Source organism: Pseudomonas sp. GW822-FHT03F04 (assembly GCF_058801405.1).
The window spans coordinates 413,973-432,059 of the sequence record NZ_JBXANF010000004.1 but is presented as its reverse complement, the minus strand read 5'-3'; the positions used below and the strand labels follow the sequence as shown (position 1 = coordinate 432,059).

The following is an 18,087-nucleotide window of genomic DNA, read 5'->3' as shown; positions in this document are numbered from 1 at the left end:
TCAGCAGTTATTACACGCACCAACTTCCTGAAACACTTGCCCCTTCGGCGAAATCACTGATCACAAAGATCACTATCCGGCCCACAGACTTCCCCGCTGGGCATGGTTCTATTGATGACCACGAAATCCGGCCTCGACTCACCCCGTCCACCATTGCTCTTTCTCAAAAAGTAACGACAGAGCGCCGATCCGTTATTGACCATGGGCTCAATCAACTTTTGATAGTTCGTCACCAACACGTCAAAACCATTGCGTGCCTGATCAAGAGTCAGCGTCGTTTCGAAAGAGTCCGCGACGCCGGGAATAGGAGAAGTACCGTTGGGGCCCAGACACCCTTGCCAATGCAGCTCGACAACGTCGTTCTTGTCGAACGCGTCATTCCCTTTGACATGGACTTTTACATGCACCCACAACCGCGGGTTGGCGCAGCAATTGAGTAGCCCTTGTCGCCCGCCATCCGGGAAGGTCGGCTCGGGCAGATTCCTGATGATGATGATTGCCACGTTCACCAGGGTTGTCGGCGCCAACTGCTGGTTCACACCGTTATCGGTGAAGTACCGCACAGGCAGCGCCGGATTTTCCTTGTCCTGGTCGATAGACTCCCAAGGGATGCTGAAGGGAATGATTTTCCCGGCCGTATCACCGGGCTGAACCTCATACTCCGCGACGGGTGCACTGATGGCCCCCCAATACAGAAAGACTTTTTCCCCCGGTACGGGATTGTCATGGAGCGCCAGTTGCCCTTCGGCGGGCAATTCGTAGTCATCCGGAAGCAGCTTGTTCAGCTGTTTTGAAACGGCGCCGTAAATCTCGATTTTCGCCAGTCTGGTGTTCAACAGTGCGGGCGCGTCGGGATGGTCTTGACCTGCGACTTTAAAGTTGCAGGACACGCGTGTTTCGGGTGACGGCGGCGTCGGCGTCCCGCCCCGACTGACGCGGTAGTCGACACGCGCGTCCATGGGACCGAGCCCGTCGGCCGTCAGTGTTGCCCAAGGCACGGTCGCGGTCTGTACCGGCTTCGAAGGATCGACATCGAGCGGTGCAAGATCATGACCATTCCACTGGATCAAAAGCTGATCGAAAGCATCCGGATTGTCATAGTTATCGATTTCGACCGTAACAGCCTTCTGGTTCGTAGCCCCTTCGCGGGCATGCTCGCGGTCGATCAATCCCCTGGCCGACAAAGGCACACGTGGCGGCTTGAGTTTGCCGGGCCCGGGTTTCAGATCGACGAACACCGGCAACAGAATAGAGTTCGGTCCGATGTTGCCCGCCCAGTCCCGCAACCTGTAATAAACGTAACGTTGGCCGTGTTCCTTGGCCCGAATGTCCACTTCATAAATCGTGATGATCAGTTGCCTCTGATCGATGTCCTGCTGGCTGAATGCTTGCTCACTAATTTCCTGCTCGGAGTCCGGCGGGTTGTCGTTGTCGGTCAGGAAATAGATCGCACGGTCCCGGGCCCTGGCATCCGGATAGAACGTGACTTGAAACCTGACCTCGCCAAAACGGGTGAGATAGTCGTCGGTGATGTCGCCGGGAACGTTCAGCATGACCAAGGCTCTTGGGCTTTGCCCATCATCCGGGGGCAGCCGATCAACCGTCACTCGAGTATCAAAGGAATATTGCTTGTTCCCACCGTAATTCAACTCGTAGGACAAGGCGTAAATGCCATGCGCCAGCTTGTCCCGCGGGACTTTCAAGACCTTCTCACCCGGCGTATCGAATGTCTCTTTGTACACCGGAGTGAACGGTCCGCCCTCCAGCACCCAACTGATGGAAATGATGTAGGGGATGGGATCAGCGACGGGGGGCGGTATCCAGTTGGGGACAATCACTTGCAAATCATCGCTCAACGCACTGCGCGGCAGCAGCCCATCGGGACTTTCATCGCCGTACTCATCCTTGAGAATGACCGGAACCCTGGGTTTTTCCAGCTTTGGAACTACAAGGTCGATCTGGTCTTGAGTAATCGGCATTACAGACGCCCTCTCACGAAATGGTCACGCTCCCTGAACAACTGCACGTTATCTGCAGGTTGAGGATTCGTTGCTCTGACGTGATTTAACGGCGTTGCACATTCGCTGGCTACTGTCAGAAATTACAGGTTTTGCTACCGCTCGTCGGAGATTGGCGGCCACTGTCAACTTGGCAGAACGTCATTACGGAAAAGGGGAAAAGGGGAAAAGGGGAAAAGGGGACGCATTTATTTACCAGCCCCACCCTAGAAGCCCGCCGTCCCGATTGATCGGGACGGCGGGTTCTGTTGTCTCAGCGCTCAGGCCCAACCACTCGTCCTAAACCCACACGCACCTGTAATTTCTGACAGTAGCCAACTCCGCCACCTCACCGTTCAATGCCTCCATCGTCCCACCATTCGATCGGAGTACGCGCCATGGCTGTCAACAACCCCGCTGGCTCATCACCGCTGGTGCTCGCCGAACTCGACGTTCCCGGCCGCACCGGCCCCGTTTCGCAAAACCCTGATGTGTGGGGGCTCAACATTGCGGCCGTGCAGGACAACTTTCCCAGACAGGGCTTGCTGTGTCGCGCCGGGCCGTGGGGGGTCATGAGCCAAGGTGACAAGCTGGTGATTTCCCTGGGCGGGCAATCGGTATTCAACAAAACCGTCGACGAGCATGAAGTCAACACGACGCTGTCGATGTTTGTGCCCGCCGCGCGCTTCAGTGATGGCTCGTCCACGCTGTCCTACGCCGTCACCCGACAGGGCGGAACGCCCGAACCGTCCGAAGTGATGCAGGTACGGGTCAAGCTCACCCGCCCCGGCGGCCATGACAGCGACGGAGGCCCAGGCCACCCGAACCTTAAAATGACCATCCCCAAGGAGATTCTCGAGGGCGGCATCGACAAGGACAACGTTGCCGCCGGCGTGTGGATCACGATCGGTCCCTCTGACGACGGGCCAGAGCCTTACCTCAACGCTGCGGCCGGCGACTGGATTCAGGTGACCTGGGGCGGGGTTTTCGTGCTCTACGGACCGCTGACTCAGGATGAGGCCGACGGCAAAGTGCCGGTTGTCGTGCACGTCACTGAGCAGGACATTCGCGATGCCGAGGACTCCGGGGATGCCGGTCTCGCCGTGGCCTTCGAGGTCTATGACGCTGTCGACAACCGCTCCGAAGACTGGAGTCACGAGCAACGCGTGGTGGTGGCCGTCGACGCCGACAGATTGGGTGCACCACTGTGCAAGGAAACGCTGAACAATGTGCTGGACGCCGACAAACTGGGAGATGCCGATGGCACGGCGCAGATCCTGGCCGTGGACGGCAGCAAGTTCAAGGTCGGTGACACCCCCATCGTCCGGCTCAAGGGCACACCGGTTGAAGGGGCACCGATCAACATCGAGGTCACCGGCGAGCCGCTGGTCAACGTGCCGAGCATCCCCGAAATCAAGATACCCAATGCCGCTCTGCGGCAACTGGCCAAGACCCAGATCGGCTTGTCCTTTCGCCTGAAAAAAGCCGACGGTTCCGCCGACCTGCTGTCGAAGACCCAGTTCATCAATGTCATTGGCGAGATCAAGCGTCTGCTGGCTCCGGTCGCCCGAGACGCATTGCAAGGCGCCCTCGATCCGGACCTGCCACAGGCCCGCATCGAGATTCCATTCGACAAGTCCTTCGTTGCCGGCCAGGCGATCAGACTGTTCTGGCTCGGCACCCGACCCGACCTGAGCACTTATTTGCCCGACCTGCTGTTGCGCCCGATTACCGATGGCGATATCAGGGACGGCGTGCCCTTGCGGATCAACGTCCCGGGCCTTCATCTCAAACAGATCGAAGGTGGCAAGCTGGAACTGTATTACCACTTGCTGAGCGAGGACGCGGTGCTGGGCACGATGAACCGCGTCAACGCCACCCATGCCATTCGCGAGTCGATCCATGCCGAGATCCTGAACGTCGGCGATCCGAAAAAAGAACTGCCAGAGCCGAAAGTAGACGGCGTGGTTGACGGCGTATTGCCGGAAGACACGGACGGCACCACGCTGACTGTGGAATACCTGAATACCGTCAAGGATGACGAGGTGACCTACTTCTGGAATGGCTCGAAAACCGGTCCGGACAGCGACTGGATCAAGCTGTCCTCGTTTACCGCCGGCCAACCGGTGCCGTTCCCCATCAAGGCGGAGCTGATCAAGGGCAATGAAGGCGGGACGATCGAGGCGTCCTACTACATCAAATGGGCGGATGGGCGACCTACCAGCTATTCCGATGTGAAGACATTCAGTGTGGGCGTGGCACTGGACCTGACGGCCCCGCACATCAAGGAAGCGCCGAACGACACCAGCCTGGTCCCGAATGCCGCGAAGGATGCCCTGACCGCTATCGTTGACTTTGTCGGCATGAAGTTGCAGGACGAAATCATTGTCACCTGGACGGGCGCGGCGGGTGCGCCGGCGGGAGGTTCACACACGGCGCCGAAAAAAACCGTCACCGTGCTCGGGCCGCAGGAGATTCCACTGGCCAACAGCGTGGTGGCTTTCAACCTGAACAAAGCGGTGACGGTCAGCTACACAATGAAACGCGGGAGTGCGACACCGCTGCCTTCGGGCATCCGCACCCTGGCGGTACAGTCGCTGGCGCTGGATCTTTCCAACGTGCCGAAGATCGTTCAGGCCGCCAATAACGGTGATGGCACCGAGCTCGATTTGAGTCTGATCAAAACTGCCGCCATAGTTCATGCCCCAAGGTGGGATCTGATTGCCTTGCGACAGTACGTATGGCTGCGCCTCAAGGGCACATTGGCCAGTGGTGGTGACTACGAGAAAACGCTCTTCACGGCACCGACCTCTGTTACCAACCCAAATTGGGTCGCTCCCGGTGGTTATTACGATTACAACATTCCGGTTGCGGTCCTGAACGAGCTTCAAGGGCTCAAGGATGCCACGTCGTTGGTCGTCGAATTCAAAGCCGCGTTGGGAGGCAGCCCGAACGAAGCCGAGGCGGTACCTTTTCCGTTGCGGACCTACACAGTCAAGGCAATTCCAGATGTAAAACCGGTCATCACAAAAGCTGAGGATTCCAAAGGCGACGAAATCCTGCCCGGTGACTACACCGTCGATACCAGCGTGACGCTTATCGGCACGGCCGCCAAGGGCCAGAAGGTTCAGCTACGCGATGACGCGACGCCCGATGGCCAACCCACAGCCGATCCCGGCACCGGCATCTGGCGGCACACACTCAACGGCCGGACACTCACGTTGCACACATTCACTGCAAAAGCGTTGTACGGTTCAGGACTGACATCCGACCCGCGCTCATTGACGGTAACGGAAGCCACGGAGCCGACCATCACCTCGGTCAAGGGCTTGCCGAGCAATGTGGAAATCCCTAACGCCGGTTACACCGTCGAAACCAGCGTGATCCTGACCGGCGCCGCCGCCAAGGGCCAGAAGGTCGATGTGCTTGATGGCACGACGTCCAAAGACCAGCCCGTTGCCGATCCGACGACCGGCATCTGGACCCTGAAGGTTACCGGACTGACCGCAACAGCACACAGCTTCACCGCCAAGGCCTTGTATGGCCCAGGCCAAGTGTCGCTCGCATGGAATTTGACCGTGAGGCTCAACATCAGAACAATCCCGGTTCCCTACTGCAGTAGAATGGCTATAAATTCCAGCGGAACGCGACTCTTTGTCACTACACATAGCCCGACCGGATCCACTTCAACGGTAACGGTCATTGATCTCGTCACCTGGACTGTGATCAAGGTTCATTCGGACAAATATATTTGGCCTATTGCCGTAAGTCCTGATGAAAATTACGTTTACTTCAGGATTGAAAATTCTCAATTTTCTGTAATGGATGCACGTAACTTAACCGTTCTTCGCAACGTGCCAACGGCCTCCCTTGCAATAGACGACATTGCATTCAGCCCCACTGGGCAGCAGGCATACCTGTCCGGAACAACTAACTCAACCAACCAACTAACAATCATCAACCCTTCAAATTTTCAGACGATTACAACCATTTCCTTGCAACGAGGCGGTGGCCGCATTGCTGTCAGTCCGGATTCCAACCGGATTTATGTCAGCAACGCTAACGGTGAGGGCGAGGGCAATGCAAAAGGGACGGTTTCGGTCATTGACGCTCGCAGTTTCAGTCTGCTTAAACACATCGATGTTGGCTCAAACCCCAGCAAAATGGCGGTGAGTCGGGACGGGAACTTCGTGTATGCACTCCGGACACTCGATCGTGTGTTAGTCGTGATTGATTCCAGAAACTTGACCGTTACTCGTAATATTTCGTTGGAGGCCGAAGGCATTGCCCTTGCACTCGATGCGGATGGCGGATTCATATATATCAGCGTCGGGAGAAAAATCATGAGAATGGATACTACTACTTTTAATAGCGTAACTATTTTCGAAAAAGAGCCTTTGTGGGAAATCTGCCTATCCCCGGATAAAAAAACCCTTTATGGCTGTAGCTACTTGGAAAACCTGCTCTATGCGATCCCTATCAAATAAACATTCCCAGAAAAGCGGGAAAAGGCCGAAAAGCGGGACGTATTTATTTACCAGTCCCAACCACGAAAACCCGCCCTCCCCTTCAACCGGGAGGACGGTTTTTGTCGTTTAAACAATATCGATAGTCAACGTTGAAGAGTGTTTAAGGTTATGTCCGCAAAGCCACGCAACCTTGCGCCTTTGCCTACGCATCCGCCAGAATCCGCCGGCTTGTACGCCTTGGGGGCGGGTTCTATTGTTTGGCGGTCGCTGAAAAACAGCGATCGGGTTTAGCGATCCGGCTCCCTACAGACGCAACAACGCCCAATTCCGATGGCAGTCTCTTTTCTGCACTTGGCGTAATGGTGGCTGTGCGTGGGAGACCTTCGGGTCTACCCGGGGTTTCTGTGACCCGGATCGCTAACCTGCGTACAGCCGCCACCTTTACTTGTTTAGCGATGAGTCGTGGCGGCTAAATCCAATCACGGAGATTCGCCATGATCAAACCAACGCCAAACCCGCCGGAAGTCGATTCGACTTCCCCCTACGAAACCCTCGACTCCAAGAAATTCCACGAAGCCGCCGAACGCGCCCTCGATCACTACCTCAATCCGTTCCACCCCAGAAAACCGCTGCTCAAACCCAACACCCGCTACCTGATCGCCCCCGGCATCCCAAGCGAAGAACTATTGGCCGACGCCTGCGAAACCCTGACCTCGGCCAAAACCATGGCCAGCGATTTCGCCGGGATGATCGATACGCCGCAGCGGCATGTGCTGTTGGGCATCGGGCAGCTGATCATGCTGGCGGAACTGGCGGTAAATCGGGTGCTGGATAATCTGGAACTGAAGACTGAGGCACCGCTGTAGCCAGAGCAAAGAAAAACCCGCTGCCCCGATCACTCGGGGCGGCGGGTTTTGTCGTTTCCGCTCGGGCTTACACCGTGTCCACCTTCAACGAATGATCATTCAACATCCCGTTGATGATCGTCGCCGTGTCATGCCCGCTGGCAATCAACCCACCCGCCCCTGGTGTCACGCCGTAATGGCTGGCGAGGTTCACGCCAGCCAGGTCGATGGTCTGGTTCGGCGTGGCGCCGGCCATGGCGCTGACGTCGATGGTGGTGACCACCGAAGCGCCGCTGCCCGTGACGGTGAAGTGCAGGTAGTCATCCAGTGACGCCGCGGTGCCGTTTTCACCTTGCAGCAGTTGCGACAGATCCAGCTTGTCGGTGCCCGGGGTGAAGTCGGTGACGGTGTCGTGGCCGCTGTTGCCCTTGAGCCACTGGAAGGTGTCGGCGCCCGGCCCGCCGGTCAGGGTGTTGTTGCCCATGCCGCCGATCAGCAGGTCGTCACCGCCACCGCCATTGAGGATGTCGTTGCCCAGTCCGCCGTTGATCACGTTGTTATTGTTGTCGCCGGTCAGGGTGTCGTTGAAGTTCGAACCGACGAGGTTTTCGACGTTGCTGATGGTATCGATGCCAGCGCCGAGGGTGTTCTGCGCACCGAGCAGGCTCAGGTTGACCGTAACCCCGGCCGTCGCGTGGGCATAGCTGACCGTGTCGATCCCGGTGCCGCCATCGAGGATGTCATTGCCCGGGCCGCTGTAGAGCAAGTCATTGCCGGCGCCGCCGTGCAGTTCGTTGTTGCCGGAGCCGGCGGTGAGCACGTCGTTGCCGTCGCCACCGTTGAGGATGTTGTCGCCGCTGCCCGCCACCAGCACGTCATCGCCGGAAGTCCCGGTGAGGGTGTGGCCGTCCTGATAGCTGATGGTCACGTTGGCGGTGTCGTTGCCGCCGTGGTTGTCGTTGGCGGTGTAGGTGCCGTGGAAATCCGGGGTGATGTCGTGGGCCCCGGCGTAGTTGACCGTCATGGTCAGTTGATAGTTTTCCGCAGCATTAGTGTTGCTGCCGCTGGTGTTGGTGATGTTGGTTATGTGGATCTGGTACGTGCCATCGGCGCTGGCGGTGATGGTGCCGCCATCGGCGATGCTGACGAACGCCCCGCCGTTCACCGAGTACTCCATGGTGATGTGGCCGGCCGCCAGGTTGTGGTCGAGGTTGAGGGTCTCGCCTTGTTTCAGTTTGACGGTGATGAGGTCTTCATCGTTGGCATTGGCGTTGGTCACCGCGCCGAGGTAACCGCTGACCACCAGCACTGCAGTCATCGCCGCCGTGTTGGCCGCAAAGGCGTTGCGTACATCCGCCAGGTTCTGGTTGGCGGCGGTGTTGCTGGTGCCGGTGAAGCTGATCGCGCCGCTGCCGGTGAAGTCCGCCCCCTTGGCGACCCAACCGGTGTTGAAGGTGGTTGGCGAGGCGTTGAGTGTGTCGTTGTCCGGATCGGTGTCGTTGGCCAGCAGCAACTCGCCCGGCACCACGACATTGCTCGACAGCACGTTGGTGATGATGTGGTCGTCCACCGCCACCGGAGGCGAGTTGGGGATCACTTTCACCGTCAGCGTCGAGCTGGCGAGGTCTCCGTCGTTGTCGCTGAGGGTGAAACCAATGTTCTCGGTGATCACCGTGGTGGTGGTTTTCTGCGAGGTGTAGCTGTAGTCGCCGGTGTCGAGGTTGATCACCAGGGTGCCGCTGTTGTTGGTGGCAATGCTCAGGGTGTTGTTCACCGTGTCGAAGGTGCCGTGGTTGGTGCCGCCGCTCGGCGTCAGCGAACCCTGGCCGCCGTTGGCTTTCGGGTCGTAGGTGTAGGTGGTGCCGTCCACCACGATGGATTTGATGAAACCGCCATCGGCGCCGAACGAACCACTGTCACCCAGCAGCGAACCGGTGACCGGCGCGCCGACCACGGTGCCGGACAACACCGAGTTCAGTTGATTGAGGTCGGTGACCACCACTGCATTGGTGTTGGTGTGGCTGATGCCGTCGTAAGCCAGTGGATCGAGGTTGGCGTTGCTGACGCCGTTGCCCAGGCCGATCGCATAGTTCTTGATGTTGTTGGCATCGAGGAAGTTTTTCAGCGCGGTCTCGTCGGCGGTGCCGATTTCCTGGCCGGTGGTAGGTTTGCCGTCGGAGAAGAAGTAGCCGACGTTCTGCGCCCCGGTGAGTTTGCCCGAGGTGTTGAACGCGGTCTGCATGGTCGCCACGGCCGCATCGTAGTTGGTGCCGCCACCGGCGCTGAGGCCGGCGAGCAGGGTCTTTGCCGTCGCCACATCGACCCATACCGTCGTGCGGTCGGTGGCGTTGCTGCTGAAGGTAACGAGCTGCACTTTCACATCGCCCAGATCATCGTACTTGTCGAGCAAGGCACTGATCGCCTGCTTGGCCAGGTCCAGCCGCGACAGGCCCGGCACGCCGGAGGCGTCGGCCATACTGCCGGAGATGTCGAGCACGATCAGGATGTTGGAGTCGATCTCCACCGCCGCCACCGACCGATCCGACGCCACCGCTTTTGGCACGTCGTCGACGATGTTGACCACGATGGTGCTGGTGGTGCTGTTGCCCAGCGCATCGGTGGCCTTGTAAGTGAAACTTTCGCTCAGGGTGTTCGGCCCGTCGTTGGCGTTCGGCGTGGTTTTCGGCGCCGAGGTCAGCGTGTAGGTGTACGTGCCGTCTGGGTTGAGCAGGATCTGTCCGTAGGTGCCGGTGGCGCTGCCGACCAGGGTGTAGGTGATCGCGCCGCTGCCGCCGGTGACCGCGCCGACCAGGGTGCCGGTTGCGGTTTCGCCGGTGTTGGTCGGGTCGCTGCCGGTGACCGTGCCGGGGGCCAGGTCTTGCCCGTCCTTGGTCAGGTCGAGGGCTTTTTCGTAGACGGTCACGTCCTGATCGACCGAGGCCACGAGTTTGCTGTCGGCGACGTTGACGGTGATGGTGGTGGTGCTTTCGTCACCGTCACTGTCGCGGATGGTGTAGGTGAAGGTGTCAGTGGCGCCCGCTGGGCTCACCGAATTCGGGTTGCTGTGATAAACGGCGTTGCCGGCCGCATCCAGGGTCAGGTAGCCGTAGGTGCCGTTGATGTTGCTGTTGAGGCCGCCGATGGCCGAAGTCGCGGTGTTGCTGCCGGCCCGCACGCCCACCACCGCACCGCCCGCCGCCGGGCCATCGGCACCGGTGACGTCGTTGCCCAGCACGCTGATATTGACGGTGCCGCCCTCCACTACCGAGCCGGTGTCGGCTTTGGCGGTCGGCAGGTCATCGACGATGTTGACGTTGATCTGCCCGGACGCGGTGCTGCCATCGCCATCGGTGGCCACCACATTGAAGTTCTCGGTGATGCTATTGGCGCCGATGCCGGTCGGGTGGGTTTCGTGATCCACCAGGGTGTAGCTGTAACTCACCACGCCCGTGGCCGGGTTGTAACCGGTGATGGTCAGCGTGCTGCCCAGCGGCGTGACGACCGATTGCGGGAAGCCTGCGGCTACACCATTGGTCACCACGGCGATACCGCCGACGGTGAGGGTTTGCAGACCGTCGAGGGCGGTGACGGTGAAGGTGCCGCTCTGAGTCAACGCCGTCGCATCCGGCGCAGTGCCGTTGCTGAGGTTTTTCTCGAAGACGGTGAGCTCGCCGCCGTTTACGTCCAGGCCGTTGAGAATCACCGGATCGTCGTTGTTGTGGATCTGCAGCACGAGGTTCGCGGTGCTGGCGTCGCCGTCCGAGTCGGTGATGGTGTAGGTGAAGGTTTCGGTGCCGTTGCCATTGCCGTGCAGGTTTTTGAAGTCCGCATCGTTGGTGTTGAGGGTGTAGGTGTAAGTGCCATTGGCATTGAGCACCAAAGTGCCGTAAGTCCCGGTGAAAGTACCCGCAGTGATCGGGCCGGCATCAGGGCCGGTTGGGACGCGGTCGGCGCCTTGCACGTCGTTGGTCAGGACGTTGCCGGTCAAGGTGAGGTTGGTTTCCGAGGCGGTGCCGGCGTTGGTGTCGTTTACGCCTTTTGGCAGGTCGTCGACGATGTTGACGTCGAGGTTGGCGTTGGCGGTGGTGCCGTTGTCATCGACCACGGTGACGGCGAACTGCTCACTCAGGGTGTTGGCGCCGTTGGCTGTTGGGTGGGCGTCGTTGTGGTCCAGGGTGTAGCTGTAGCTCACGACACCTGTCGCAGCGTTGAAGCCGGTGATGGTCAGGGTGCTTCCCAATGGCGTAGTCACCGATTGCGGGAACCCTGCGGCTACGCCGTTAGTAACCACGGCGATACCGCCGACAGTCAACGTCGTGACACCATCCAACGCGGTGATGGTGAAGGTACCGCTTTGGGTCAGTGCGGTGGCATCCGGTGCACTGCCGGTGCTGAGGTTTTTTTCGAAAACCGTCAGCTCGCCGCCGTTCACGTCGAGGCCGCTGATGGTCACTGGATCGTCGTTGTTGTGGATTTGCAGCACGAGGTTTGCGGTGCTGGTATCGCCGTCCGAATCGGTGATGGTGTAGGTGAAGGTCTCGGTGCCATTGCCATTGCCGTGCAGGTTTTTGAAGTCCGCATCGTTGGTGTTGAGGGTGTAGGTGTAGGTGCCGTTGGCGTTCAGCACCAGGGTGCCGTAAGTCCCGGTGAAAGTGCCGGCGGTGATCGGGCCAGCGTTGGGGCCGGTTGGGACGCGGTCGGCGCCTTGCACGTCGTTGGTCAGGACGTTGCCGGTCAAGGTGAGGTTGGTTTCCGAGGCGGTGCCGGCGTTGCTGTCGTTTACGCCTTTTGGCAGGTCGTCGACGATGTTGACGTCGAGGTTGGCGTTGGCGGTGGTGCCGTTGTCATCGACCACGGTGACGGCGAACTGCTCACTCAGGGTGTTGGCGCCGTTGGCTGTTGGGTGGGCGTCGTTGTGGTCCAGGGTGTAGCTGTAGCTGACGACGCCGGTCGTGGCATTGAACCCGGTGATGGTCAGCGTGCTGCCCAGCGGAGTCGTGACCGATTGCGGGAAGCCTGCGGCTACACCGTTGGTGACGACAGCAATGCCACCCACGGTCAGCGTGGTCACACCGTCCAGCGCCGTGATGGTGAACGTGCCGCTCTGAGTCAGGGCGGTGGCATCCGGCGCGCTACCGGTGCTGAGGTTTTTCTCGAAGACGGTGAGTTCACCACCGTTCACGTCGAGGCCGCTGATGGTCACCGGATCGTCGTTGTTGTGAATCTGCAAAACCAGATTCGCGGTGCTGGTATCGCCGTCGGAATCGGTGATGGTGTAGGTGAAGGTTTCTGTGCCATTGCCGCCACCGTGCAGGGCTTTGAAGTCCGCGTCGTTAGGGTTGACGGTGTAGGTGTAAGTGCCATTGGCATTGAGCACCAAAGTGCCGTAAGTCCCGGTGAAAGTACCCGCAGTGATTGGGCCGGCGTCAGGGCCGGTTGAGACGCGGTCGGCGCCCTGCACGTCGTTGGTCAGGACATTGCCGGTCAAGGTGAGGTTGGTTTCCGAGGCGGTGCCAGCATTGCTGTCATCCACGCCTTTTGGCAGGTCGTCGACGATGTTCACGTCGAGGTTGGCGTTGGCAGTGGTGCCGTTGTCATCCACGACGGTGACGGCGAACTGCTCACTCAGGGTGTTGGCGCCGTTGGCTGTTGGGTGTGCGTCGTTGTGGTCCAGGGTGTAGCTGTAGCTCACAACACCTGTCGTAGCGTTGAAGCCGGTGATGGTCAGCGTGCTGCCCAATGGCGTAGTCACCGATTGCGGGAAGCCTGCGGCTACACCGTTGGTGACGACGGCAATGCCACCCACGGTCAGCGTGGTCACGCCGTCCAAAGCTGTGATGGTGAACGTGCCACTTTGGGTCAAAGCTGTAGCGTCCGGCGCACTGCCGGTGCTGAGGTTTTTCTCGAAAACGGTGAGTTCACCACCGTTCACATCGAGGCCACTGATGGTTACCGGATCGTCGTTGTTGTGGATTTGCAGCACGAGGTTCGCGGTGCTGGTGTCACCGTCGGAATCGGTGATGGTGTAGGTGAACGTTTCAGTCCCGTTTCCGCCACCGTGCAGATTTTTGAAGTCTGCATCGTTGGTGTTCAGCGTGTAGGTGTAAGTACCGTTGGCGTTCAGCACCAGGGTGCCGTAAGTCCCGGTGAAAGTGCCGGCGGTGATCGGCCCGGCATTGGGGCCAGTCGGTACACGGTCGGCGCCTTGCACATCGTTGGTGAGCACGTTGCCAGTCAGCGTCAGGCTGGTTTCCGAGGCGGTGCCGGCGTTGCTGTCATCCACGCCTTTCGGCAGGTCGTCGACGATGTTCACGTCCAGCGACGCATTGGCGGTGGTGCCGTTGTCATCCACCACGGTGACGGCAAACTGCTCGCTCAGCGTGTTCGCGCCGTTGGCAGTCGGATGAGCATCGTTGTGATCCAGGGTGTAGCTGTAGCTGACGACGCCGGTCGTAGCGTTGAAGCCTGTAATCGTCAGTGTGCTGCCCAACGGAGTCGTGACCAATTGCGGGAAGCCTGCGGCCACGCCATTGGTGACGACGGCGATTCCGCCCACGGTCAGCGTGGTCACACCGTCCAGCGCCGTGATGGTGAACGTGCCGCTCTGAGTCAGGGCGGTGGCGTCCGGCGCACTGCCGGTGCTGAGGTTTTTCTCGAAAACAGTGAGCTCGCCGCCGTTGACGTCGAGGCCGCTGATTGTCACCGGATCGTCGTTGTTGTGGATCTGCAACACCAGATTCGCGGTGCTGGTGTCGCCGTCCGAATCGGTGATGGTGTAGGTGAAGTTCTCGGTGCCGTTGCCACCGCCGTGCAGGTTTTTGAAGTCCGCATCGTTAGTGTTCAGCGTGTAGGTGTAAGTGCCATTGGCATTCAACACCAGGGTGCCGTAAGTCCCGGTGAAAGTGCCCGCAGTAATCGGGCCGGCATTGGGGCCGGTCGGTACGCGGTCGGCGCCTTGAACGTCGTTGGTCAGGACGTTACCGGTCAGCGTCAGGTTGGTTTCCGAAGCCGTGCCGGCATTGCTGTCGTCCACGCCTTTCGGCAGGTCATCGACGATGTTCACATCCAGCGATGCATTCGCGGTGGTGCCGTTATCGTCCACCACGGTGACGGCGAACTGCTCGCTCAAACTGTTCTCGCCGTTGGCCGTCGGATGGGCATCGTTGTGGTCGAGGGTGTAGCTGTAACTGACGACGCCGGTCGTGGCGTTGAAGCCGGTGATGGTCAGCGTGCTGCCCAGCGGAGTCGTGACCGATTGCGGAAAGCCTGCGGCTACACCGTTAGTGACAACGGCGATGCCGCCAACAGTCAGCGTGGTGACACCGTCCAGTGCAGTGATGGTGAACGTGCCACTTTGGGTCAATGCGGTGGCGTCCGGCGCACTGCCGGTGCTGAGGTTTTTCTCGAAGACGGTGAGTTCACCACCGTTCACGTCGAGGCCGCTGATGGTCACTGGATCGTCGTTGTTGTGAATCTGCAAAACCAGATTCGCGGTGCTGGTGTCGCCGTCGGAATCAGTGATGGTGTAGGTGAAGGTTTCTGTGCCATTGCCGCCACCGTGCAGCGCTTTGAAGTCCGCGTCGCTAGGGTTGACGGTGTAGGTGTAAGTGCCATTGGCATTCAACACCAGGGTGCCGTAAGTCCCGGTGAAAGTGCCCGCAGTAATCGGGCCGGCATTGGGGCCGGTCGGTACGCGGTCGGCGCCTTGAACGTCGTTGGTCAGGACGTTACCGGTCAGCGTCAGGTTGGTTTCCGAAGCCGTGCCGGCATTGCTGTCGTCCACGCCTTTCGGCAGGTCATCGACGATGTTCACATCCAGCGATGCATTCGCGGTGGTGCCGTTATCGTCCACCACGGTGACAGCGAACTGCTCGCTCAAACTGTTCTCGCCGTTGGCCGTCGGATGGGCATCGTTGTGGTCGAGGGTGTAGCTGTAACTGACGACGCCGGTCGTGGCGTTGAAGCCGGTGATGGTCAGCGTGCTGCCCAGCGGAGTCGTGACCGATTGCGGAAAGCCTGCGGCTACACCGTTAGTGACAACGGCGATGCCGCCAACAGTCAGCGTGGTGACACCGTCCAGTGCAGTGATGGTGAACGTGCCACTTTGGGTCAATGCGGTGGCGTCCGGCGCACTGCCGGTGCTGAGGTTTTTCTCGAAAACAGTGAGCTCGCCGCCGTTGACGTCGAGGCCGCTGATTGTCACCGGATCGTCGTTGTTGTGGATCTGCAACACCAGATTCGCGGTGCTGGTGTCGCCGTCGGAATCAGTGATGGTGTAGGTGAAGGTTTCTGTGCCATTGCCGCCACCGTGCAGCGCTTTGAAGTCCGCGTCGCTAGGGTTGACGGTGTAGGTGTAAGTGCCATTGGCATTGAGCACCAAAGTGCCGTAAGTCCCGGTGAAAGTACCCGCAGTGATCGGGCCGGCATCAGGGCCGGTTGGGACGCGGTCGGCGCCCTGCACGTCGTTGGTCAGGACATTGCCAGTCAGCGTCAGATTGGTTTCCGATGCCGTGCCAGCGTTGCTGTCGTCCACGCCTTTCGGCAGGTCATCGACGATGTTCACATCCAGCGATGCATTCGCGGTGGTGCCGTTATCGTCCACCACGGTGACAGCGAACTGCTCGCTCAGCGTGTTGGCGCCACTGGCAGTCGGATGAGCATCGTTGTGATCCAGGGTGTAGCTGTAGCTCACGACACCCGTCGTAGCGTTGAAACCTGTAATCGTCAGCGTGCTGCCCAACGGAGTCGTGACCGATTGCGGAAAACCCGCAGCCACGCCATTGGTGACCACGGCGATTCCGCCAATGGTCAGCGTAGTGACGCCATCGAGAGCTGTGATGGTAAACGTGCCGCTCTGAGTCAACGCCGCCGAATCCGGGGCGCTACCAAGGGAAAGGTTTTTCTCGAAAACCGTCAGTTCGCCACCCTCGACGTTCAAGCCGTTGATGAGCACCGGATCGTCGTTGTTGTGGATCTGCAACACCAGATTCGCGGTGCTGGTGTCGCCGTCCGAATCGGTGATGGTGTAGGTGAAGTTCTCGGTGCCGTTGCCACCGCCGTGCAGGTTTTTGAAGTCCGCATCGTTAGTGTTCAGCGTGTAGGTGTAAGTGCCATTGGCATTCAGCACCAGGGTGCCGTAAGTCCCGGTGAAAGTGCCCGCAGTAATCGGGCCGGCATTGGGGCCGGTCGGTACGCGGTCGGCGCCTTGTACGTCGTTGGTCAGGACGTTGCCAGTCAGCGTCAGATTGGTTTCCGAAGCCGCGCTTGCGTTGCTGTCATCCACCGCCTTGGGCACGTCGTCAGTGATGTTCACATCCAGCGAGCCGGTGGCGGTGTCGCCATTGCTGTCGCCAGCAATCACCGTGAAATGTTCGCTGAGGCTGTTGGCGCCGTCACCTGCCGGATGAGCGTCGTTGCCGTTGAGGGTGTAGCTGTAGCTGACCGTGCCGTTCGCCGGGTTGTAACCGGTGATGGTCAAGGTGTTGCCCAATTGCGTGGTGATCGATTGCGGGAAACCGACGGGCACGCCGCCGACGATCACACTGATGCCGCCGATGCTCAGGCTGGTCAGACCGTCAGGCGCCGAAATGCTGAAGCTGCCAGCCTGGGTCAGCGCGCCGGGATTGGCGGCAGAGCCATCCGGCAGATTGGCTTCGTTGAGCGTCAGTTCACCCCCGGGCACATCGAGGCCTGTAAGGGTGACCAGGTTGTTGACCGGTGGCGGGATAACCGGCGCAGGCGTGTTGTCACCGTTGTCGATGACCGCGTTGTGGCGTTCTTCCGGAAACTCGGGAATGCCACCAAAACCGGCCGTGGGGAAACCGATGACCGGATCGACCCGGCCACCCACTTCGGTCAGCAATACGAAACTGTGGCCGCCACCCTTGCCGCCGCTGGTGTCACCGGGGGCATCGGGGCCTGCGGCAGTGGCTTCAGCAGATTTGGTCGGGTCTTCACCGGCGGCGATGGCCTTCTGGATCTGGGCGACATCGGTGAGTTGAGCATCGCTCGGGGTCAGCGCTTCCGGGGCATCCACATGCGGCGCATGGTTGGCCAGCAATTGTCCGGTCATGGTCAGGCTGCTGTCCCGGCCCAGGGTCAGTTCCTGGCCGTTTTGCAGATGGACGGCAACCGCCCCCTCCGCACCCGTGATCAATTGATCTCCGGCAAACAGTCGATCGCCTTCAACCAATGCGCGCCGACTTCCGTCAGCCGATTGAGCGAAAACCTGACCGATGACTTTAGTGACGATCCCGATGAGCGTTGCCATGTGCATTTCCTCCGCTGCCGACCACCGTCGGCACTGGTTCGCGAAGCAGCCCATGGCTCAAGCGGGTTGTCGGGGCGACGCTCGCACCTCGACAGTTCGTTTCGCAGGGTATGCAAATTCAGAAACCCCAGCGCCATCAAGCACTTGGAATCCCTAATCGATGCAGCACGCCCACTAGCGCTACGTAACGGTGGTGAATCACCCGAGTGACAAAAAACTGTCGCTCATTGGCCGCTACGCGTCCCTCCCCTTTAGCAGTACTTCGCCCGTATGTCGCAAAGTGAGTGGAACTTTCCTCAAGCCTTTCTGCACTCCCTAAAGCACATAAAACAAAGGCTTTCGAGAGGAACAATGTGCTGGATTTGGCGAAGCGCATAAGTTTTTTTTGGCATAAGCCATATGAAAATTTTTTCTTAGCTACGCTTCAGGATGTTCTTAGCTCTGTTGTAACAGCGATGAAACGCCAAACCTAAAAAATATCGTCAATAAATTGGCGACAGCAATAC

Annotated in this window: 4 protein-coding genes; 2 read left to right on the top strand and 2 right to left on the bottom strand. The window is 59.5% G+C overall.

The annotated features are described in order from the left end of the window. Positions 1 to 53 precede the first annotated feature (53 nt). Positions 54 to 1,979 (bottom strand): hypothetical protein, encoded by a 1,926-nt coding sequence (locus tag AC1RMX_RS11660; protein ID WP_096822246.1) that lies wholly within the window; start codon positions 1,977 to 1,979, stop codon positions 54 to 56. A gap of 416 nt (positions 1,980 to 2,395) precedes the next feature. Here AC1RMX_RS11660 and AC1RMX_RS11655 point away from each other — a divergent pair, with 416 nt between their 5' ends. After that, positions 2,396 to 6,484, top strand: a complete 4,089-nt coding sequence (locus AC1RMX_RS11655) for a YncE family protein (protein WP_493071944.1) — start codon at positions 2,396 to 2,398, stop codon at positions 6,482 to 6,484. 476 nt (positions 6,485 to 6,960) lie between these two features. Then, a complete protein-coding gene (locus tag AC1RMX_RS11650) occupies positions 6,961 to 7,332 on the top strand; it encodes a DUF6124 family protein (protein ID WP_192560067.1) in 372 nt (123 codons plus the stop codon). A gap of 67 nt (positions 7,333 to 7,399) precedes the next feature. Here AC1RMX_RS11650 and AC1RMX_RS11645 read toward each other — a convergent pair whose 3' ends face one another. After that, positions 7,400 to 17,581 carry a retention module-containing protein gene (locus AC1RMX_RS11645; protein ID WP_493071941.1) on the bottom strand — a complete coding sequence of 3,394 codons (10,182 nt, stop codon included), beginning with the start codon at positions 17,579 to 17,581 and terminating at the stop codon, positions 7,400 to 7,402. Positions 17,582 to 18,087: the final 506 nt, after the last annotated feature.